This is a genomic window from Caballeronia sp. LjRoot34, from assembly GCF_964253815.1.
Lineage (GTDB): Bacteria > Pseudomonadota > Gammaproteobacteria > Burkholderiales > Burkholderiaceae > Caballeronia.
This window is the reverse complement of sequence record NZ_CAXUSB020000001.1, coordinates 4,039,378-4,061,507: the sequence shown is the minus strand read 5'-3', so window position 1 is coordinate 4,061,507 and position 22,130 is coordinate 4,039,378. Positions and strand designations below refer to the sequence as shown.

Genomic DNA, 22,130 nt, shown 5'->3' with positions numbered 1-22,130 from the left:
TACGCACATTTGTATGCCTGCTTTAGTAGGGATGCGCGTCGCGAAATCTCGTGGCTAAATGAGCCTAACGATTCGAACAAAAAAGTCCTAAGCTAACCGAAGCAAATAAAAAAAAGTGGCCGTGTCGCATACAAACGTTTGCGCGGCCGCTATCGGAATTCCAAAGGATCAGACGGGGACAAGCTGACACTGAAGTTCAGCGGAGGTAGCCGGTGAAAATGCGACGGGATGGAATAACGGGGGCGTTCAACCGGTAAGTTAAAAGAAGCGGCAAGTGAAAAGAAGCGAATTAAATAGTTAACGAGGGGAGAGGTGGCGTGCCGGCGGCTAGGCGTGGCGAGACGCCTGGTCGTCGGATGCGCTGCGATTTTTTGTTTAAAGGTTTTTGCGGGATTGGGGTTCGTTCGCACTCGGGGGGGCCGGGGTGGGCGGTTCTGGGGTTAGTGGTCGGAGTCAATGCCGGGTTGGTGCTTTCGGCCGTGGTGGTCTGCGAGAGTCGGATTTTCTCTTTATCACTATTAGCCACTGTGCGTGGCGGCACGTCATTTCTTTGTCCAAAGCGACAAAGAAACGAAGCAAAGAAAGCGCTTTAACCGCTCTACCCTAAGTGTCCACAGCGTGCAGTTTCTATTCATAGGTGCCCCAAAAGCACGGTGCTCGCCAGAGCGAAGGATGTGTGAACCCCTCCTTCTCGCGAATTCTGACATGAACACGCTTCGCCACCAGTGCTCTCGGGCAAGCATGATTTGTCTACGGATTCGAGCGGCCCTATGCGTTCTGGCTATTGAGTTTATTCGTGAGTCGGTTGCTTGTTCTGCGCCGTTATCGTGGTGGGCTACATTACCGGGGCATATTTGAGGCTTCATCTTTTTGTAGGTTGATTGCGTGGCCTGCATATTATTTTTGTTCGTTAGGGCCTTACGCATCTTCGTGACCTCGTTTCTTGGTGGGTTGGCGACGTGGTTCGAGGCGCGTACACATTTGGTGGTGGTCGTCCGCGGATAGCGCGGGGTGCTCCTTGGGCAGGTTCAATCACTGGTGGCGAAGCGTGTGGGTATCGGTGTTCGGAGAAGGAGGGGTTCAAACATCCTTCGCTCTGGCGAGCACCGTGCTTTTGGGGCACCTATGAATCAAAACTGCACGCTGTGGACACTTAGAGACTGTTGCAGAATTAAGTTTGCATATTTTTTAGCCGGGTCCAGCAAGTTAAAGCACACGCGAGCGTGAGGAAGGCTTCGTGTATGTGCGCATATTTCTCGTAGCGCATCTTCAGGCGGCGATAGGAGTGCAGCCAAGCGATCGTACGCTCGACAGGCCAACGTGTTTTGCCTAGACCACTGCCATGGGGTGAGCGCAGTTTCGCGAGTTCAGGAGTGATGCCGCGTTTGCGAAAGCGTCGCCGATGTGGCTCAGAGCTATAGCCTCGGTCGCCCTGAACAATTTTGGGCTTACGCAAGGGCCGTCCTGGCTTGCCTCGAATTGGCGGAATGGCTTCGACCAGTGGGTCAAGCTGAGTGACGTCATGGCGGTTTGCGCCCGTCAGGATGACGCCGAGCGGGATGCCTTGCGCATCGACGATGATATGGTGTTTGCTGCCGAGTTTGCGCCGGTCCGTGGGGTTTGGGCCTGTTTTTTTCCCGCGTACAACGCGCGAATGGAGGAGCTGTCGACCAGTACTCTGGCCATATCGAGTTGGCCTCGACGGCGCAGTTCGGCCAGCATCGTTTCGTGCATGCGTTGCCATACGCCCGCTTTATGCCACTGGTCCAGGCGCCTCCAGCAAGTGGAGCCCGACCCGCAGCCCATTTCCTGCGGCAGCAAATTCCACGCGAGGCCTGCGCGCAGCACGAACACGATGCCTGTGAGCACGGCGCGATCAGGTATTGGCTTGCGTCCTGCATACCGGCGATTGCGCGGCGCAGCTTTGGGCAGCAGCGGTTCGATGAGTGCCCATAATTGGTCGTCTATAAGTTCCTTAGCCATGGCTTCCTGTCAGGGAAAACAAGACAGAAGTTAACACCAGAGCCAAAAAGTTAACAGCCCCTTTTTGTAATTCTGCAACAGTCTCTTAGGGTAGCGTGGTTGAAAGCGCTTTCTTTGCTTCGTTTCTTTGTCGCTTTGGACAAAGAAATGACGTGCCGCCACGCACAGTGGCTAATAGTGATAAAGAGAAAATCCGACTCAGGCAGACCACTAAGGCCGAAAGCACCAACCCGGCACTGACCCCGACCGCTAACCCAAAACCGACCACCCCGGCACTGACCCCGACCGCTAACCCAAAACCGACCAACCCGGCACCGACCCCGCCCACTAACACCAAAACCACCACCCCAGCCCCCACCGAGTGCGAACGAAACCCAAGGCCGCGATTCAACTCCCCGCTACTCCCGGCTCCCAATACACATTTAGCCCCATTAACTCGGTCAGCGTTTGCGCCGCCGCTTTCATCCGTTCCCCCACCTCGTTCATGGCAGGTACCGGCGCTTGATCAATGCGTTCTATGAACGGCGTGGTCAGTGAAGCAATCGCATGTCCGTTTCGTCCAAACACCGGGTAGGCGAGATTCTTGACGCCCCTGACCTGACGGCTAGGCATGCGCGCATGTCCACGTTCCTTAATCCGCGTCAGATCCGCAGCAAGCTGTTTCGCATCGACCGGAAGTTCGCCATCGACCGGGACGTGCAGCTTAAGCATCCGCTTGCGTTCCAGTTCTTCCTGGAACGCCATCAGCACTTGTCCCGAAGCGGTATCGGTCATACCGATCAGCGTGCCCACCTTCAACGAAAAGCCCCAGCGTTCCGGACTCTCCACTCCCGCGACAATCAACACGCGCCCGTCCTGGTACACGCACAGGTGGAACGACTGACGGACATCGTTGGCCAGTTGCGTCATTAACGGCAGCGCGGTGGTCACCAGCGATCGCACCGGCTGATGCCGATGCGCAAGCTGGAATAGCAGCAGCGACAACACATATCGGTCACCTATAGCCAGCAGATATCCGCGCGTCTCCAACGTGACGACCATGCGAAAAATCTCTGCGGTCGTGCGCCCGAGCGTCTTCCCCAAGTCAGCCAGTGATAAGCCCTCCGGATGACCCGCCAGCAGCTCGATGATGTCCAGCCCCTTTTCGAGCGCTGGCGCCGAATATCGCGTGTTGTCCAAAATCTCTCCTTGCTCTCAAGCCAGATGTCCGTCTTCACCGGTCTCAACGTGACGAGACCCGGCAACCGCATGGCGTGATTGTAGATCGTCGAACCCTTGCGTTTGACGCCATCGTCGATGGAAAACGAGGGCATGTGGTCATCGGGAAAACACTGATAAAAATTCATGTATGAAATAACGTTTTATCTTTAAAATGATTTGCATCGCTGGAAAAGTGGTTCGCAAGACGTGCGAGACACGAGATCCGCAACGCGAAGTGATTCGCATGGGACCAGAGTAAGGCGTATGGGACCAGAGTAAGCGCTGAAGCGCTTACTCTGGCCGACTCGACAAAGGGGACGCTGATGGCTGAAGTGGCATTCAAACAGGTGCAGAAATCGTTCGGCGCCGTACAGGTGTTGAAGCAGATCGACCTGACCGTGGCCGACGGCGAGTTCCTCGTGCTCGTGGGACCGAGCGGGTGCGGCAAGTCGACATTGCTGCGTGCGCTGGCGGGACTGGAAGGCGTGACGCATGGACGGATTCTGATCGACGGCCGCGTGGTCAACGACTTGCCGCCGAAGGACCGGGACATCGCGATGGTGTTCCAGAACTACGCGCTGTATCCGCACATGAGCGTGCTGGAGAACCTTACGTTCGCGCTGAAATTGCGCGACCTGAAGCCCGATGAAATCGCGGCACGGGCGAATCAGGCGGCGACCATTCTTGGACTCCAGGACTTGCTCGGCCGATATCCGCGCCACCTGTCCGGCGGCCAGCGTCAACGCGTGGCAATGGGACGCGCGATCGTGCGTGACCCGAAGGTGTTTCTCTTCGACGAGCCGTTGTCGAACCTCGACGCGAAGCTACGCGTGCAAATGCGCGCGGAGATCAAGGCGCTGCACCAGCGCTTGCGCGCAACGACGGTCTACGTGACGCACGATCAGATTGAAGCAATGACGATGGCGGACCGCATCGTCGTGTTGAACGGCGGCGTGATCGAGCAGATTGGTGCGCCGCTCGAACTCTACGATGACCCCGACAACCTGTTTGTCGCGAGTTTTATCGGCTCGCCTTCCATGAATCTCTTTAGCGGCCGCTACGAGTTGCAAAACGATGGCGCGCGGGTTCGCATTGGCGACTTCTCGATACAAGTGCCCGTGGTGAACGCCAAAGTCGGCCAAGAGGTAACGGTCGGCGTGCGGCCCGAGCATCTTGTGGTGGCGCAGACGGGTGGCATTCCATTCAATGTCGATGTAGTCGAACCGACCGGCGCGTCCACCGAGTTATTCGGCACGGTCGCGGGACAGCGCTGTTGCGTCATCGTCAATGGCCGTTTGTTGCTGCGTCCGGAACAGGGCGTCCGCCTTGAGGCCGAGCTTGCGAACACACTCGTCTTCGATACAAACACCAGCCGCAGGCTGCGCTAGAACAAACCAAACACAAGCCGTACCGCCCGACGTCACGGCACATAACAAAGGAGATGAATCATGGTTAGGGATTCGATGAAAACCGGCCTCAAGATCGCCGTGTCGGTACTGGCCTTGGCGGGTCTGGTCGCCACGACCGCGGCACGCGCCGACAACGAATACAAAGGCTATACGCTGCGCGTCAAATTGATCGGCGGCGTGCAATATGAAGCGTTGTATACGCGCATTCCGCTATGGGAAAAAGAGACCGGCGCGAAGGTCGAGATCGTCTCGCGCAAGAGTCATTTCGAACTGGATCGCGAGTTGAAGCAGGACATTGCCTCGCAACATATCGACTATTGCGTGTCGTCGAATCATACGAATTTTTCCGCGCAATATCCCATCTTCCGCGACCTCAAGGGTTTGTTCCCGCCAAGCTATCTCGCCGCGTTCGCGCCTGCTTTGCTGAAGCAGTCCGAGGTGAAGGGGCAGCTTGTCCAGATTCCGCGATCAACGGATATCGAAGCGCTCTATTACAACAAGACCACTTACGCCGATCCGGCGAATCGTGACGCGTACAAGAAGAAATTCGGCGAGGACCTTGCGCCTCCGAAGACCTTCGCCGAGTTCACGCAGCAGGCAACATTCTTCACGAAGGCGCCGAACTTCTACGGCACGCAATTCCCGGGCAAGGATGAAGCACTGACGGGCACGTTCTACTCGTTGCTGGTAGCGAACGGCGGCCAGTTACTCGATGCCAAGATGCAACCCACGTTCAATTCAGCGGTAGGCGTGAAGACGCTCGACTGGTTCGTGAATCTGTACAAAGCGGGCGTGGTGCCAAAGGGCGTGCCGAGCTACGTCTGGGACGATCTCGGTAATAACTTCGCCTCGGGCAAGGTGGCGCTCGATCTCGACTGGCCGGGTTTCGCATCGTTCTATAACGATCCGAAAACGTCGAAGCTCGCCGGCAACGTGGGTGTGGTTCGTGCACCGCTGGGCGCGGCCAACAAGCGGCCGGGCTGGTCGGGTTCGCATAGCTTCTCGATCACGAAAGTGTGCGCACGGCCGGAAGTGGCGGCGAGCTTCATTCAGTTCCTGACGAGCAAGGATTCGCAGATGGTCGAAGCGCGCCTCGGCTCGATTCCTTCGCGTATCGATGCGCAGCAGGCCATCGTGCAGGAGTTCAAGGTGAAGAATGACCATTTCATGGCGGACGCGGTAGCGACCTTCAGTCAGGCCGCGAAGGAAGACTCGTTCACCCCGCCGCGCGTCGCCCAATGGAATGAGATTTCCAACGCGTTGTGGCCGGAATTGCAGAAGGCGATCATTGGCGACGAAACCTCGCAGCAGGCGCTCGACAACGCGGCGAAGAAGGTCGCGGACATCATGCAGGACGCGGCCGACAACCAGTAACCAGCGATCAACAATGCAATCCAACACGCCTTACTCGATCGGCAGCGAGCCAGCTCTCGCCACACCGCGCAGACGCATACCACTGCCGATCAAGCTCTTGATGCCCGCGTTCCTGGCGGTCGGGATCGTGGTGATCCTGCCGCTGTTGTTCTCGTTCTATACGAGCTTCACGGCGTATCGGTTGACCGACCCTGACACGCTTTCGCACTGGATCGGCTGGCGTAACTACGAACGTGCGTTTGCGAATGGCGACTTCTGGGCCGCGTTCGGCCGCACGATCCTGTTCCTCACCATTGCGCTGAATCTTGAACTGTTGCTCGGTCTTGGCGTGGCATTGCTGCTCAATCAGGTGACGAAAGGTCAGCGCGCGTTGCGCACGGTGATGATGTTCCCGATGATGTTCTCGCCCGTGCTCGTCGGCTTCCAGTTCAAGTTCATGCTCAACGACAGCACGGGTATTGTGAACAACCTGATGCAGACGCTATTCGGCGCGAAGTCGGCGTTCCCGTTTCTCGTCAATGCCAACTCCGCGCTTGCGTCGCTGATTGCGGCTGAGGTATGGAACTCGACGCCGATCTTCGCGGTGATCCTGCTAGCCGGTTTGATGGCGCTGCCGAAAGATCCGATAGAGGCATCGAAGGTGGATGGCTGCACCTCATGGCAGACCTTCCGCTACGTCACGCTGCCGTACCTGATGCCGTTTATCTATATCTCCATGACGATCCGTTCGCTCGATGTCGGCCGGGCCTACGACATCGTGCGGATCATGACGAACGGCGGTCCGGGCGGACGCACGGAATTGCTCTGGACGATGGTCGGACGCATTGCCTACGATGACTCGCGCATGGGTTATGCCAATGCGATTGCGTACGTCTCGGTGCTGGTGTCCATTCTCTTCACGCTGTACTTCTTCCGCAAGTTGAGCGGCGCGCGCAAACACATGGGGCCTGCCTGACATCATGAGCGATATGGCAATCAAGGGCGCGTTCGTGCGCAAGTCTGCGCTGTGGTTCGGCGTGTTTGTCGTGATGGCGATCATCTGCTTGCCGGGGCTTTGGGTCGTGCTCAACGCGTTCCGTTCGAACGTGGCGATTTTGTCGAATCAATCGCCGCTGGTCGGCGCGAGCTACACGCTTGATAACTTCAAGAGCATGTTTGGGTACGGGCAAATGGCGTCGCTGCCCATCAGTCAGTACTTCGTAAATTCGCTGATCATCTCTTGCGTGAGTACGATCGCTGCGCTTGCCGTCGGCGTGCTTGGCGGTTATGCGTTCGCGCGTTTCGAGTTCAGGTACAAGAAGGTCATGTTCGTGGCGCTGATGCTTACGCGCGCAATTCCGGGCATTGCGTTGTCGTTGCCTATTTTTATGCTCTGGGCTTGGACCGGTCTGCTCGATACACGTATTGGCGTGATCCTCGTTTATCTCGCGATGAACGTACCGTTTACTGTATGGCTCATCGATGGCTTCTTTCGCGAGGTGCCGATCGAGTTGTCGCAGGCGGCGCAGATCGATGGATGCAACCGCTGGCAGGCGTTTTGGCGCATTGAGTTGCCGTTGGCAAAAAGCGGGATTGCATCGGCAGGGATCTTCGCGTTTCTCACTAGCTGGAATGAATTTGCACTGGCCACGCAATTGTGCCGAAGCCCCGATACGAAGACGCTGCCCGTCGGGCTGATGGACTTTACCGCGCAGTTTTCGGTCGACTGGGCCGGCATGTGCGCGATGGCCGTGATTATTATTATTCCGGCGATCGTGTTGACGTTCATCGTGCAAAAACATCTGATCGCAGGGTTGACGCTGGGTGGGGTGAAAGGTTGAAGGGGAATGGGGCGGCAGCGATGGGCGGAGTCAATGCCGGGGTGGGCGGTTCTGGGGTTAGTGGTCGGAGTCTATGCCGGGTTGGTGCTTTCAATGTCAGTGGTCTGCGAGAGTCGGATTTTCTCTTTATCACTATTAGCCACTGTGCGTGGCGGCACGTCATTTCTTTGTCCAAAGCGACAAAGAAACGAAGCAAAGAAAACGCTTTAACCGCTCTACCCTAAGTGTCCACAGCGTGCAGTTTTGATTCATAGGTGCCCCAAAAGCACGGTGCTCGCCAGAGCCACGGATGTGTGAAACCCTCCTTCTCGCGAATCCTGACACGAACACGCTTCGCCCCGTACGCTCTCGGGCAAGCACAATTGATAAGGAACCCGTACGGTCTTACAGGTATTTACGGCTGCGGTTTTTTTACAGGTTCGCTACCTGGTCTGTGCGACCGTATTCATACGCCACAGCTTCATGCATGTTTGTGTTTACTCCTTCAGTTTTTGTGAATTGGCTCCGCGTTCTGTACAGTTATTTTCGTCGGTTACGGCCGCACGCATTTTTGTGACCTGGTTTCTCCGCGGGTTAGCGACGTGGTTCGAGGTGCGCACATAGTTGGTGGTTGGCGTCCGCGGATAGCGCGGGGTGCTCCTTGGGCAGGTTCAATCACTGGTGGCGAAGCGTGTGGGTATCGGTGTTCGGAGAAGGAGGGGTTCAAACATCCTTCGCTCTGGCGAGCACCGTGCTTTTGGGGCACCTATGAATAGAAACTGCACGCTGTGGACACTTAGGGTAGCGGGTTTGAAAGCGCTTTCTTTGCTTCGTTTCTTTGTCGCTTTGGACAAAGAAATGACGTGCCGCCACGCACAGTGGCTAATAGTGATAAAGAGAAAATCCGACTCCTGCAGACCACTAACGCTGAAAGCAGCAACCCGGCATAGACCCCGACCCATAGACCCCGAATACCCCCAGCCCCATACACCCCGGCCTAAACCCCGCCCCGAGTGCGAACGAAAACCAACCCAAAGGGAATCCATCAATGACAACAACCATCGACACCGTCGACATCCACCAGGTCGACCTTCAACCCAAAGTCAAACGCACCGATGCGATCCAGTCGTTCGTAGTACAGGAGACCGTGCTGGTCACGCTCCATTGCAGCGACGGCAGCATAGGCACGGGTTACACCTACACCATCGGCACGGGCGGTTCGTCTATCGTCGCGTTGCTGCACGATCATCTGGCGCCGTTACTGATTGGACGCAACCCCGCCGAGTATGAAGCCATCTGGCGCGACCTCTTTTTCCATACGCACGCGACAGCGGTCGGTGCAATCACGAGCCTCGCGCTAGCGGCAATCGATACCGCACTCTGGGACCGCAACACGCGCGTGGCGAACTTGCCGTTGTGGATCGCGGCGGGCGGATCGAAGCCGCGCACGCGCACATATTCCACCGAAGGCGGGTGGTTGCATTTATCGGAGACGGAACTCGTCGATCAAACCGTGCAAGCGCGCGATGCCGGCTTTCATGGCGCGAAGATCAAGGTCGGCCGGCCGCATCTGGCCGAAGACACCCGGCGGCTCACCGCCGTGCGCGACGCAATGGGCGACGACTTCGAGATCATGGTCGACGCGAATCAAGGCTTCACGCTATCCGAAGCCATCCGCCGCGCACATGCGTTTGAACCGTTGCGTCTCGCATGGCTCGAAGAGCCGATGCCCGCTGAAAATATCGCGGCGCATCAGCGGCTTTGCGCAGCGAGTTCGGTGCCAATCGCAGTGGGTGAGTCGATGTATCACCCCGCGCAATTCGCCGAGTATCTGAAGGCGGATGCGTGCTCGATCGTTCAGGCCGATGTCGCGCGTGTGGGCGGAATCACGCCATGGCTGAAAGTGGCGCATCTGGCCGAGACGATGAACGTGTCCATCTGCCCGCACTTTCTGATGGAGTTGCACGTGAGTCTGTGCGCGGCCGTGCCGAACGCGACGTGGCTCGAATACATCCCGCAACTCGACGCGTTGACCGGCAAGCAGGTTCAAATCGAGCAAGGTTATGCGGTCGCGCCGATGGAGCCGGGGATTGGTATCGACTGGGATTGGGATGCAATTCAGGCGACGCAGCGCACGCATGTTTGCGTCGATGCCCGCGCGACCGCTTAAGCCATGAGCACGACCATCATGCGCCATTGTCTATCACTCGATCTGCGCAATGACCCTGAGGTCATCGCGCAATACGACCGGTATCACGAGGCCGTCTGGCCCGAAGTGCTGGATGCGCTGCGAGCGTCTGGCATCATCGATATGACGATCTGGCGGCGCGACACGCGGCTGGTCATGTTGATTGAAACGGAGCCGGACTTCAGCTTCGACAAACTCGTTGCTGGCCCGGATGTTCATCCGCGTGTGACTGAGTGGAATGCGTTGATGGCAAGCTTTCAATGTCCGTTGCCGGGTGCGACAAGCGCCGAATGGCAACCGATGAAACTCGCGTTCAATATGCAGGCGCAAATGAAGGGCTATGAAAGCTGAGCGCCTGATCCCGCTCGATCAGACAATACGCACGATCACGGAAAACACCCAGACCGCGATACCGACGCCGCCGACCAGGCATACGGCGACTGCGCACAAACGCCAAAAGGTCTTCATCCGTCGTACCTAAAAAAGAAGGCCGCAAAGCGGCCTGAAGAGGGGTACTACAGGGGGATCAATAAGACGCATCGTAAAACGCAAGACTTAAGAGAACATTAAGCCGCGTTGAGCGCGTCGTGATTGTCCTTGGCCGTATCAGCAATCTGCCCGCACCTTTGCAGCGCGCGTCGAAATCGCGGCTCGATCGCCCGCCTAGTTGTACGACATGGTGAAAGTCGCCATCGCTTTGACAGAACCAGGGGTGACGGTTCCCGTGCGAATGTACTGCGCCGACAAAGGCAACGTAAGTACGCCGTTGGGCGAACTTCCGATCAGCCACTGGTTCACGACGCCAACGCCTACCGCGTCGGGTCCGAAGACGACCGGGGTGCCGTCGCCTTTTAATACCTGCACGCCAATCCCCTTTACGCTCGACTCGGGCGACAACGTCAGCAGGTTCGATCGATTCGACGGAGTGACAACATCTGTTATGACGATGGATACCTGGGCGCCGGTCGTGCAAGTGAAATCCAGGTGGAACGCTGTCCGCCCCGCGACTGCTCCCACGCCGGCGGCAAAGGCTCTTACGGCGGGCGTGGGAAGGTAAACAGCGATGTCCTGGGTCTGTACGGAACACGTTGCCGTGTTCAGCGTGCCAGTGGCGCTGCCCGTATAAATGGGCGACTGGTTCCATATTTTGCCTACATTATCCGATGTCTCGTAGGCTTCGCTCAGCACGGGAATAGAAGAGAGACTCGACGCGCCGCCTTTAACCGCGCCATAGGCGACGAAAATAGTTGTGACCGTAACATTCGTGACTATATTCGGCCCAGCCAGCGGACCCGAGAGAGCACACGGTATTCGCAGCAGGCTATTGCTGAGAGATAAATTGCTGGCATTGCAAGTCGGGGCGTTGAAGACGAATCGAACACCAAGCCCGTCGATGGCGGTCTTGTACACGTCTGCGAAGCCAGGCGCAAGCGCGGCGGTCACCGTAAGTTGAATGTAGACAGTTGCCGACGTATTGAACGGGCTGGTATTTAGAAAAGAGCAATTCATCAAGAAACTGTCCGGCGCGACAGTGCTGACTACTGTGCCGGATGGCGCGTTCATCGGAATGGTGATCGTTCCTGCTGCGAGCACTTTGTTCACGTTACCCGGATTGCATGTGATCGCGGCAGAAGCGGGATTAACGAAAAACGCACTGAGGAAAACCGCGAACAGTGTAGAGAGAAGTCTGGCGCGCAAGTTTCGACAGATTTTTAATGCATTGGCGTTCAGCGACGAGCCATCAATGCGAAATCTATCGCCCGTCCTATCCAGAACTGTCATGTATCCTCACATCATTGCTGTTTAGAACGCGATGGGTTTGGCCGGGGGAATCGAAACGTCCTTAGCCCGACGACGAACAATTCACGAGGCAGGCGAATGCCGTCAACCTCAAAGTCGTTCCTACAGCGTTTCGCTTCAGGTAGCGAAGTGACACGGTAGTGACGACAGCATCCAGCGAATCCCACAAGCTGCTGGACGATCGTTACGATATTCAAAATACAAATCTCGTCGTCACAGACAAAAAGCGGACGCCTGGGAGAACTTGTGTTATCCCAGGCGTCCGCTTTTGCACTTTCCCGCATTACAACCGAGCAAACATCGCTTCGGTTGTCCGGCCTTCGAATTAGTTATGCGAGTAGAGCGAGCGTTCGTTGCTCAGGCTAACGCGGCTGCCCGATTGCGATTGCGTGTCTTGCACGCCACCGTAGGACGTTGTGTTTGCATTGGCTTGCGCGCGTTCCGCTGCAACGGTTTGTACGCTTTGGCCGCGCTGCGATGCCGGTGCGCCGACGCTCGGGTTATACGACGGTGCCGGGCCGTAGCCGCTGCTCGCGAATGCGGGGGCAGCCAAAGCTGCGGAAGCGGCGACCAACAATGCGGCGATAAGATTCTTGTTCATGATTTGCTCCGATTTGCATGAGTTTTAAGGGGCGCAGTGGCTTGGTTTTTTCTGCTCACTGCGTCGATGAAATGCAGTGTATACCCTTACTATCGATTTATTGTATCGATAGCATGCAATTGACTTTTCGGAATCCGCTAATAATGAGATGACGGTGCGCCTGCCGTCGAGCACGCAGAACCTAGTCGTGCAAGGTCTCGATAATCGCCGCCGTGATCCCTGTACGGCCGTACGAAGCCCTCTCAACCATCCCGACTGTCCGAAGAATGGGAGGCAGTGCAATCGAAATCAGCCGCAACAACGGGTCCGTCTGCCATCCCGCCCTATGCAGATGGGGCAACACCGTGACGCCTACGTTCTTCCTCACCAGCGCCACGATCGTCTCGATGGAATTCAGTTCCAGATATTCCGTCACCTCCAATCCCAGCGCCGTCAGCGCCTGATCGACGACCACGCCGGTCCGCACGCGCCGGTCAAAACGCAAGAACCCATGCGACGCCAAAATCCGGCGCGGGTCGGTATCGGTGATCTCGCGGCTCACGATCAGCATCAGCGGCTCCGTGTAGAGCGGCGTCCATTTGAGCGTATCGGGCAGGGTCTGGTCGGGACGCGCCACGACCGCTGCAATGTCCACCTCGCCTTGCTCCACCATGACCGTCAACTCGTCCGAACGGGCCGACAACAACCGCACATCCAGCCCAGGGTGAGCTGTTTTTAACCGCGCAACCCCGAGCGAGAGCGCCTGAATCACCGATACAACAGCGCCAATTGTCACCGGCCCCTGCATGGAGTCGGTGGTCTTGGCCTCCAGTTCATCGAGTAGATCCAGTATCTGCTCGACCTTCGGCCGAATCTCATGACCCTGCCGGCTCAGCACGATCTGGCGCGCGCTGCGGTCAAAAAGCTGCCGCCCCAATGCTTGCTCCAGCCCGCGCATCTGCAAGCTGACCGCTGCCTGGGTGAGCGCGACCTTATCGGCCGCGGCCGCGAACGATCCCGTCCGCGCAACCGCCCGGAAGGTCTTCAGCATTCGAATAGTCGGCATGGCTTATTCAAGGAAAAGTTAAGCATCAAAAAGAAAGTTTAATATTTCCTGATGCATTTGGGCCGACATAATTACTTCAATGAAAGTGTTGGCGATGGGTGATCGCTCTATCGCCGAGAGAGAACAGAGATTCCGGGCTCGCCGCTCGTATTGCCCCGCAGCGGAGTATTGAATTTGTCGACGTTAAGCAAGCTGCCCCTGAATCAGCCTGATCGCCAGGATCAGGCCAATCCACCTGCCAGGCATCCCGTACTCGAAGTCAGTGGTTTCTCGCTGAAATTCTCGCGCGCCACGCATGTTCCGAATCTCGTCGAGGACGTCTCGTTCTCCGTGAATGCGGGCGAAACGCTGTGCATCGTCGGGGAATCGGGGTGCGGCAAAAGCGTGACATCGCTGGCGTTGATGGGTTTGCTGCCCAGCCCGCCGGCCAATATTGTCGCGGGGAAGGCGATCTTTGACGGCCGCGATCTCTTCACGCTCACCGAACGCGAACTCGCCGATATCCGCGGCAACCGGATGTCGATGATTTTCCAGGAGCCGATGACCTCGCTCAATCCCGCGTTCACCGTCGGGCATCAGATAGCGGAATGCGTGCAGCGGCATCGTGGGTTGAGCAGCGCGGCGGCGCGCAAGGAGGCGCTGGATATGCTGCGCCTCGTGCGCATTCCCGCGCCGGAAACGCGGCTCGACGCTTACCCGCACGAACTTTCGGGCGGCATGCGCCAGCGCGTGATGATCGCGATGGCGCTGGCGAATCGCCCGCAGTTGGTGATCGCCGATGAACCCACGACCGCACTTGATGTCACCATCCAGGCGCAGGTTTTATTGCTGGTGCGCAGCCTGCAAGCCGAAACCGGCACGGCGATGGTGTTGATCACGCACGACCTCGGCGTCGTGGCGGAAGTGGCCGATTACGTCGCGGTGATGTATGCGGGACGGATCGTGGAATATGGCTCGGTGGATGAAATCTTCGATGACCCGCAGCATCCGTACACCATCGGTTTGATGGGTGCGATTCCATCGGTGGGAAAACGCGAAGGCGCGCTCGCCACCATTCGCGGTTCCGTGCCGTCGCCTGAGCAAATGCCGAAAGGGTGCCGGTTCGCGCCGCGCTGTCCGTTCGTGGAGCAGCGGTGTATCGACGCGGCGCCAAAGGATAAACAGTTGGATGGAACGCATCGGGTGGCGTGCTGGGTTGCGCCGGTTGAACTCGCTCTTGGCGGGGCGGCGGTATGAACATCAACGCTCCTATCATTGAAGCGCGGGAACTGACCAGGCACTTTGGCGGGACGCGCAGCCTGTTCACGCGCACGCCGACGGTCTACGCGGTGAACGGCGTCTCGTTCTCTGTGCAAAAGGGCGAGACGTTTGCCATCGTCGGGGAATCGGGTTGCGGCAAGTCGACGCTCGGACGCCTGTTGCTGCGTCTTATCGATAGCACCGAAGGACGCGTGATCTATGAAGGCAAGGATATAACGCATCTCGGCACCGAGCCTATGCGCCGTCTGCGCCGCGAGATGCAGATCATTTTTCAGGACCCGTTTGCATCGCTGAATCCGGGCATGACGGTGGGACAGATCATCGGTGAACCAATCGCGCTGCATGGGCTGGCGAAAGGCGCTGCGCTTAACGACCGTGTAGCCGACTTGTTGCGCACGGTCGGACTGCAACCCGGTTACGCCGAACGTTATCCGCACGAGTTTTCGGGCGGGCAACGCCAGCGTATTGGCATTGCGCGGGCGCTGGCGGGCGAGCCCAAGCTGATAGTCGGCGATGAACCCGTCTCCGCGCTCGATGTTTCCGTACAGGCTCAGGTGATCAACCTGCTTGAATCGCTGAAGCAGGAGCTTGGTCTGACGCTGATCATGATCGCGCATGATCTCGCGGTGATTCGTCATATGAGCGATCGCGTGGCGGTGATGTATCTCGGCGAAATCGTCGAAATGGCGGATGTGGACGATCTGTTTGACCAGCCGCTTCATCCTTATACGCAAGCTTTATTGCAGGCAATTCCTGCGAGCAGCCCGCGTCAGCGCAGAACCAAACCCTCCTTGACCGGCGACTTGCCGAGTCCGACCGCGCCGCCTTCTGGCTGCCGTTTTCATCCGCGTTGTCCGCATGCACGCTCACGTTGTGCCGACGAGCAACCCGTCAACGAAACGCTGGAGAACGGCCACCGGATCGCGTGCCATTTCTGGCGCGAAATACAGAACGCGGGCGGCGGCGCACCTCTCGTTTCCATCGTCAGCCCGAAGCTCGTTGAGCGTCTCGCAGTGTATCGGCAGCGTCAGGCGTTGGTCGACAGCGCTGTAAAAGAACAACCGAACAAACGATAAACGGGGAAGTCCAGATGCGAAAGATTGTATTGGCCGCGGTACTCGCCGCGAGTGTTAGCACCAGCGCCGTGATGGCTCAGTCGAACTCGACTATCCGGATTGGTTTGCAGGACGATATCGGCACGCTCGATCCAGCGCGCAGCAGTCAGGTGGTCGATCGGATCGTGTTCAGTTCTCTATGCAATTCGCTGGTGGATATTGGCCCGGACCTGAAGATCGTGCCCATGCTCGCGACCTCCTGGAGCATGAGCGCCGACAACAAGACGCTCACGTTCAAGCTGCGCCACGGCGTGAAATTCCACGACGACGAGCCGTTCAACGCCGCCGCCGTGAAAGCGAATCTCGACCGCGCGCGCTCCATGCCCGCGAGCAATCGCAAGAGCGAACTGGCGTCCATCGATCACGTGGATGTAGTCGATGAATTCACCGTCGCGATCGTGTTGAAAACGCCCGATGCCGCGCTGCTCGCCACGCTGACCGATCGTGCCGGCATGATGCTCGCGCCGAAAACCCTCACCGACGACACCAGCGTTTCCACGCATCCGGTGTGCTCGGGTCCGTACAAATTCGTCGAGCGTGTACAGAACGACCGTGTCGTGCTGCAGAAATTCGCGGGCTACTGGGACGCCGATAAATACCCGATTCAGAAGATTATCTTTCAGCCGATTCCCGACAGCACCGTGCGCCTCGCGAACCTGCGCTCGGGTTCACTCGACATGCTGGAACGTCTCGCGCCGTCCGATGTGGCATCGGTGAAAAGCGACAAGAACCTCAACTTCATTTCGATGAGCGGCCTGGGCTTCTACGACCTCACCTTCAACGTCTCGAACGGACCGCGTGCGCCCAAGGCGTTCAAGGACAAACGTGTGCGCCAGGCGTTCGAACTTGCCATTGACCGCGATGCGATCAATCAGGTGATCGGCGGCGGAATTTTCTCGCCGATCAACCAGGCGATACCGTCGAATAGCCCGTACTTCGATGCATCGATCAAGACGACCAAACGCGATATCCCGAAGGCGAAAGCGTTGCTCAAGGCGGCGGGTTTCACGCAGATTAATGTGGAGCTGACCTTCGGTAACAACACCGTATCGAACCAGATGGCGCAGATGCTGCAAGCCATGCTGTCGGAGGCCGGCATCAACCTCAAGTTGCGTCCGACCGATTACGCCGCGGCGCTGAATGCATCGACGAAAGGCGACTTCGAATTGCTCTATCTCGGCTGGTCGGGACGCACGGACCCGGATGGCAACCTGCATCAGTTCGTGACCTGCAAGGGCAACCTGAACTACGGGCGTTATTGCAATCCTGACGTGGACAAACTACTCGACGACGCGCGCGTGAAAGCGACGGTGGCCGAGCGCAAGCCGATCTACGACGCCGCGCAAAAGCTCCTCGCCGATGAAGACCCGATCGTGTATCTCTACGCACAGCCGTGGCCGTATGCGTTGTCGAAGAAAGTGCAGGGCTTCACGCCTTATCCGGACGGGTTGATTCGTCTGCGTGGCGTGAGCATCAAGGGGTAGTCCGCTAATGATTCGAATCATCGCCAACCGCGCGCTTGTCGCGATCCCGACACTGATCCTGGTGTCGATGATGATCTTCGGCCTGCAAAAAATGCTCCCCGGCGATCCGGTCATGGCGATGGCTGGCGAAGACCAGAACCCGCAGGTTATCGCTACGTTGAGGCTGAAGTATCACCTCGATGAACCCGTGCCCGTGCAATACGCGCTCTGGGTGCGGGACATTCTTCATGGTGATCTGGGTGCGTCGCTCAGGACCGATGTGCCGGTGACCAAACTCATCGCGCAGAAGTTGCCGGTGACGTTGCAACTGGCCGTCATGGCGATGATCTTCGCGATCGGCATTGGCGTGCCGCTAGGGGTTTTATCGGCGGCGAACAAGGGAAAAGCGCTTGATTACGGCGCTAATGTTCTCGCGCTCACTGGTATGTCGATACCGAACTTCTGGCTCGGGATAATCCTGATCTTTTTGGTGTCGGTGAAATGGCAGTTGTTGCCTTCATCCGGATACGTGTCGCCGACCGAGGATTTCTGGTTGAGCATCAAGACCATGCTGATGCCCGCGTTCGTGTTGGGCGCGGCGCTCGGCGCGCAGTTGATGCGACATACGCGTAGCGCGATGCTGAGTGTTTTGCGCAGCGACTACATTCGTACGGCGCGTGCCAAAGGGCTTCTGCGAGGTACGGTGGTGGTGAAACACGGCTTTCGCAACGCGTTGATTCCGATTGTCACGGTGCTTGCCTTGCTGTTCGGCGAACTGCTTGCCGGCGCGGTGCTGACGGAACAAGTGTTCACTATTCCGGGCTTCGGCAAGCTGGTCGTCGATGCCGTTTTCAATCGCGATTACGCCGTCGTTCAAGGCGTGGTGCTCGTCACGGCGGTAGGGTTTATCGTGGTGAATCTGTTCGCCGATGTCTTGTATGTTCTGCTCAACCCGCGGCTGAGGAAAAGCTGATGGCGACTATTGTGGAAGTGGAAACAGCCGCTTTGCCGCGCAAACGCAATCGCGCGTTGGGCCGCTTCATGCGCAATCGTGCCGCCGTAGCGGGCGCGGTAATCGTGCTTCTAATAATTCTTGTGGCCATCTTCGCACCGTGGCTTTCGCCCTACGATCCCATTCAGGCGAGCTTCATGACGGTGCGGCAAGCGCCATCGGCGAGTCATTGGTTCGGAACCGATGAACTCGGTCGCGACGTCTTCACGCGCTTGCTGTGGGGCGCACGCGCTTCGTTGCTGGCGGGCGTGGTGTCGGTGGGTATCGCAGTGGTGATTGGCGTGCCGCTCGGTTTGCTCGCAGGCTACTTCGGCAAACTGGTCGATGGCGTGATCTCGCGCTTCACCGATGCCTTGCTGTCCATCCCGTTCCTGATCCTCGCCATCGCATTGGCCGCGTTCCTCGGACCGAGCCTCACCAACGCGATGATTGCAATCGGCGTCTCGGCCATGCCGCGTTTCGTACGCCTCACGCGCGGCCAGGCAATCAGCGTCAAAGCGGAGGATTATGTGGAAGGTGCGCGTGCGATCGGACTGGGGCACTTTCGCATCATCGTCCGCTATATTTTCCCGAACGTGCTGCCGCCCATCATCGTGCAGGCCAGTCTCACGGTCGCCATGGCGATCATCGCGGAAGCCAGCTTGTCGTTCCTCGGGCTCGGGCAATTGCCGCCCGCGCCATCGTGGGGATCGATGCTGAACACCGCGAAGGATTTCGTCAGCCAGGCGCCATGGATGTCGATCTTCCCGGGCATTGCGATCTTCCTGGCCGTGCTCGGCTTCAACCTGCTCGGCGATGGACTGCGCGACGCGCTCGATCCGCGCGAGCTTTGATCCCAACAACTTTCATCACAAAAGAGACGAGTTTCCCATGACCCGCTTCAACTGGCAGAACCCCTATCCCACGCCGCGCTTGCCCGTGTTCGCGCGCAATATTGTTTCGACGTCCCATCCCCTCGCTGCGCAAGCCGGCTTGCGCATGTTGTGGAAGGGCGGTAACGCCGTCGATGCGGCTATCGCGGCAGCGGCAGCCATTACGCTGGTCGAGCCCGTGTCGTGCGGCCTCGGCGGCGACGCGTTCGCGCTCGTCTGGGACGGCGCCAAGCTGCATGGATTGAACGCATCGGGCGTGTCTCCCGCCGCGTGGAACGTCGATTACTTCAAGAACAAGTACGGCGAGCAAAACGGCCTGGCGAACCAGCCGAAGCGCGGTTGGGACGCGGTCACCGTGCCTGGCGTGATCGCTGGATGGGAAGCGCTGCACGCGAAGTTCGGCTCGCTGCCGTTCGGCGACCTGATGGAACCGGCCATTGAAATTGCCGAGCGTGGGCACGCGGTGGCGAGCATTGTCGCGTACAAATGGGCGGCGGCTATTCCCGAGTTGAAAGACCAGCCCGGTTTCGCCGATACCTTCATGCCACGCGGCCGCGCACCGGAGATCAGCGAGTTGATGCGTTATCCCGGTCATGCAAAGACCTTGCGTACGCTCGCTGAACACGGACCTCGCGCGTATTACGAAGGCGAGATTGCCGAGAAGATCGCGGCGTTCGCGAAGCAGGGCGGCGGCGCGATGACCGCAGCCGATCTACGCAATTACAAGGCCGACTGGGTCGAGCCGATCTCGAAGGATTATCGCGGTCATACGGTCCATGAGATTCCGCCGAACGGGCAGGGCATTGCTGCGCTGATCGCGCTTGGTATCCTCGATAAATTCGATGTGAAGTCGCTCACCGTCGACAAGATCGAGTCGCAGCATTTGCAGATTGAAGCCATGAAGCTCGCTTTCGCCGATGTCTATCAGTACGTCGCCGATCCGCGTTCCATGGACGTCACGCCCGAGCAGATGCTCGACGACGCGTATCTCACCGAGCGCGCCAAGCTCATCGATCCGAACAAGGCGAAGCACTTCGACTTCGGCATGCCGCCGGCGGGCGGGACCATTTATATGTCAGTGGCAGACGAGCGCGGCATGATGGTGAGTTTCATCCAGTCGAACTACATGGGCTTTGGCTCAGGCGTGGTTGTGCCGGATACGGGTATCGCGATGCAGAACCGCGGTTTTGGTTTCTCGATGGACCCGAAATCCGCGAACGTGGTGGAGGGCAGCAAGCGGCCATTCCATACCATCATCCCGGCGTTCCTCACGCAGGACGTGGACGGCGTGCAGGAAGCGGTGATGAGCTTTGGCGTGATGGGCGGCGACATGCAGCCGCAAGGTCATCTGCAATCCATCGTGCGTCTGCTTGATTACGGCCAGCAACCGCAAGCTGCTTGCGATGCACCGCGCTGGAAGGTGAATCGCGATTTCACCGTCGATGTGGAATCAACGCTTGATCGCGAAACGGTGAAGGCGCTGCAAGCGATGGGACACACGATCAAATCCGTCGATGATCCTTATATGGATTTCGGCTCGGGTCAGTACATCTGGAAGCTGGACCGTAACGATCCTGAGCGTGGATATGTAGCGGCGAGCGATAGCCGCCGCGATGGGCTGGCGGCGGGGTTCTAGGTTCACTCGGTCGGCAAGCATCAAGGCAGTCTGTACGAAGAAGGGCCGTTCATCCAACCATCGTGGGTGGGCGGCCCTTTTCATTGGCACGTGAAAGTGTGCGCGTTACGAAGCCGATGCCAGCGCGTATCGGCGACAATGTTCGAGATAACCGCCTTCGTGGCTGCTCACCAGTTCCACGATACTTTTCCATAGCCACGAAGGCGCATCCAGCGACTTCGACTTCGCGCGGTGCAACTCGGATAACCACGCGCGCCGCTGTGCCGTATCCATCTGCCGGGCGTGCGCTTTACCAACGACCATCGCCAGGAAGCGCGCTGCCTTCATCGCTTCATCCTGCGTCAATTGTTCGACCGTCAGCTTCATGTCCTGCGGCAACAGTTCGCGAATCACCACCGACCGGTCGTTCAAACGCGCCGGGCGCATCCGCTCTCCAAGCCACGGCGTCAGATGCCGCGCCCCTTCCACGATCCGTTCCGCGTTATCGCGCGGCATGCGCTTGCGCGACGCCTGATCCGTATAACGCGGTGCTGCGGCCTTTGCACCTTCCTTGATATCGATAAGGCAAAGATCGTCGCCGTCTATCGCACCGCCGTCGATGTCCAGCAACACCGCATATCGCAACCGGCCGAGCGAGCTGCAGCCCTTCACCCAATACGCGGCATCGATTACGGTGACGTTTTCTTCGTCAGCGTTCTTGCGCAGGGCGGTTGCTATATCGGCAATCTCGCGCTGCTGGAACAGCGCCTCTATTTCGGCTCGCTCACTCTTGTCGAGCGGCCAGAAACGCTTGCCGAGGGGAATGCTCGGTTCAATGTCTTCAATGCGTTCGATCGCCAGTTGCTGCCACGTGCGGCGCACCGCTTCCTTCATCATCACCCGTACCTCTTCGGGTTTCGTGTCCTTGCCAGAGCGATGGCTGGAACGATCGAAGGCATGTTCATAGCCTTGCGCGAGCGCTTCCATCATGCGTGCTGTCGTGACGCCGGGCAGGTCAGAGCCGCGCGCGGCCGTTGCCAGCGATAGCCCAAGCCGGATGATGTCGTGCGCCGGATTGCCGATCACGGTCTGGTCGAGATCGCGGATCTGGATCTCCACGCGGCCGTCGGCGTTGGCAACGGGCCCGAGATTGCCCGTGTGGCAATCGCCGCAAATCCAGATGGCGGGGCCTTCGGGGAGCGAATGTCCTTCAATGCCGTCGAGCCATTCATAAAACTTGGTCGTGCTGCCGCGCACGTAGGCATGCGCCGATTCGGCCATCTTCATGTTGCGACGCTCATAGAGGAGCGCCTGACGATCGTTGGGACTGGGAAGCTTGAATTTTTTCTTGGGCATGGGATCGTCCTGTAGTGCTCACTTGGAGCAAGGCGTAT

General features: G+C 58.2%; 18 protein-coding genes. 12 read left to right on the top strand and 6 right to left on the bottom strand.

Going from position 1 to position 22,130, the window contains the following annotated elements:
• Window positions 1–1,171: 1,171 nt before the first annotated feature.
• Both ACSQ36_RS18295 and ACSQ36_RS18290 read right to left on the bottom strand, forming a co-directional pair.
• Window positions 1,172–1,983, bottom strand: a protein-coding gene (locus tag ACSQ36_RS18295; RefSeq protein WP_436180705.1) for an IS5 family transposase whose coding sequence is annotated in 2 segments (ribosomal slippage) — window positions 1,172–1,635 and window positions 1,635–1,983 — 813 coding nt in all. Because the reading frame shifts where the segments join, the coding sequence is not laid out codon by codon here.
• 387 nt (window positions 1,984–2,370) lie between these two features.
• Window positions 2,371–3,162, bottom strand: coding sequence for an IclR family transcriptional regulator (locus ACSQ36_RS18290; protein ID WP_436182903.1), 792 nt, complete (start codon window positions 3,160–3,162; stop codon window positions 2,371–2,373).
• Window positions 3,163–3,506: 344 nt separating this feature from the next.
• Here ACSQ36_RS18290 and ACSQ36_RS18285 point away from each other — a divergent pair, with 344 nt between their 5' ends.
• The 6 genes from ACSQ36_RS18285 (at window position 3,507) to ACSQ36_RS18260 (ending at window position 10,304) form a co-directional block, all read left to right on the top strand.
• Complete coding sequence (locus tag ACSQ36_RS18285; protein WP_436182902.1) at window positions 3,507–4,571, top strand: ABC transporter ATP-binding protein; 1,065 nt, start codon at window positions 3,507–3,509, stop codon at window positions 4,569–4,571.
• A gap of 60 nt (window positions 4,572–4,631) precedes the next feature.
• A complete protein-coding gene (locus ACSQ36_RS18280; RefSeq protein WP_436182901.1) occupies window positions 4,632–5,966 on the top strand; it encodes an ABC transporter substrate-binding protein in 1,335 nt (444 codons plus the stop codon).
• 100 nt (window positions 5,967–6,066) lie between these two features.
• Entirely contained in the window at window positions 6,067–6,921 is an 855-nt protein-coding gene (locus ACSQ36_RS18275; RefSeq protein WP_436183216.1) for a carbohydrate ABC transporter permease, read from the top strand.
• A 4-nt stretch (window positions 6,922–6,925) separates the two neighbouring features.
• Window positions 6,926–7,786: a carbohydrate ABC transporter permease gene (locus ACSQ36_RS18270; protein ID WP_436182900.1), complete on the top strand. Its 861-nt coding sequence runs from the start codon at window positions 6,926–6,928 to the stop codon at window positions 7,784–7,786.
• Window positions 7,787–8,813: 1,027 nt separating this feature from the next.
• Complete coding sequence (locus ACSQ36_RS18265) at window positions 8,814–9,935, top strand: mandelate racemase/muconate lactonizing enzyme family protein (RefSeq protein WP_436182899.1); 1,122 nt, start codon at window positions 8,814–8,816, stop codon at window positions 9,933–9,935.
• A gap of 3 nt (window positions 9,936–9,938) precedes the next feature.
• On the top strand, window positions 9,939–10,304 hold the full coding sequence (locus ACSQ36_RS18260; protein WP_436182898.1) for an L-rhamnose mutarotase: 366 nt from the start codon (window positions 9,939–9,941) through the stop codon (window positions 10,302–10,304).
• 312 nt (window positions 10,305–10,616) lie between these two features.
• On the opposite strand, the gene ACSQ36_RS18255 is transcribed toward ACSQ36_RS18260, so the two are convergent.
• From ACSQ36_RS18255 to ACSQ36_RS18245, 3 genes are all read right to left on the bottom strand, one after another.
• Window positions 10,617–11,555 (bottom strand): fimbrial protein, encoded by a 939-nt coding sequence (locus ACSQ36_RS18255; protein ID WP_436182897.1) that lies wholly within the window; start codon window positions 11,553–11,555, stop codon window positions 10,617–10,619.
• A gap of 523 nt (window positions 11,556–12,078) precedes the next feature.
• Entirely contained in the window at window positions 12,079–12,354 is a 276-nt protein-coding gene (locus tag ACSQ36_RS18250) for a hypothetical protein (protein WP_436182896.1), read from the bottom strand.
• A gap of 181 nt (window positions 12,355–12,535) precedes the next feature.
• On the bottom strand, window positions 12,536–13,399 hold the full coding sequence (locus tag ACSQ36_RS18245; protein WP_436182895.1) for a LysR substrate-binding domain-containing protein: 864 nt from the start codon (window positions 13,397–13,399) through the stop codon (window positions 12,536–12,538).
• 198 nt (window positions 13,400–13,597) lie between these two features.
• On the opposite strand from ACSQ36_RS18245, the gene ACSQ36_RS18240 reads away from it, so the two are divergent.
• The 6 genes from ACSQ36_RS18240 to ggt are packed head-to-tail and all read left to right on the top strand — an operon-like array spanning window position 13,598 to window position 20,757.
• Complete coding sequence (locus tag ACSQ36_RS18240) at window positions 13,598–14,635, top strand: ABC transporter ATP-binding protein (protein ID WP_436183215.1); 1,038 nt, start codon at window positions 13,598–13,600, stop codon at window positions 14,633–14,635.
• Window positions 14,632–15,735 carry an ABC transporter ATP-binding protein gene (locus tag ACSQ36_RS18235; protein ID WP_436182894.1) on the top strand — a complete coding sequence of 368 codons (1,104 nt, stop codon included), beginning with the start codon at window positions 14,632–14,634 and terminating at the stop codon, window positions 15,733–15,735. The genes ACSQ36_RS18240 and ACSQ36_RS18235 overlap by 4 nt, the downstream gene beginning before the upstream one ends.
• Window positions 15,736–15,749: 14 nt before the next feature.
• Window positions 15,750–17,258, top strand: coding sequence for an ABC transporter substrate-binding protein (locus ACSQ36_RS18230; RefSeq protein WP_436182893.1), 1,509 nt, complete (start codon window positions 15,750–15,752; stop codon window positions 17,256–17,258).
• A 7-nt stretch (window positions 17,259–17,265) separates the two neighbouring features.
• Window positions 17,266–18,210, top strand: a complete 945-nt coding sequence (locus ACSQ36_RS18225) for an ABC transporter permease (RefSeq protein ID WP_436182892.1) — start codon at window positions 17,266–17,268, stop codon at window positions 18,208–18,210.
• Window positions 18,210–19,082: an ABC transporter permease gene (locus tag ACSQ36_RS18220; RefSeq protein ID WP_213768879.1), complete on the top strand. Its 873-nt coding sequence runs from the start codon at window positions 18,210–18,212 to the stop codon at window positions 19,080–19,082. The genes ACSQ36_RS18225 and ACSQ36_RS18220 overlap by 1 nt, the downstream gene beginning before the upstream one ends.
• A 37-nt stretch (window positions 19,083–19,119) precedes the next feature.
• Window positions 19,120–20,757, top strand: a complete 1,638-nt coding sequence (gene ggt, locus ACSQ36_RS18215) for a gamma-glutamyltransferase (RefSeq protein ID WP_436182891.1) — start codon at window positions 19,120–19,122, stop codon at window positions 20,755–20,757.
• A 105-nt stretch (window positions 20,758–20,862) separates the two neighbouring features.
• Here the strand turns inward: ggt and ACSQ36_RS18210 are convergent, their stop codons facing one another.
• Window positions 20,863–22,092, bottom strand: coding sequence for a DUF2252 domain-containing protein (locus ACSQ36_RS18210; protein ID WP_436182890.1), 1,230 nt, complete (start codon window positions 22,090–22,092; stop codon window positions 20,863–20,865).
• Between the last annotated feature and the right edge of the window lie 38 nt (window positions 22,093–22,130).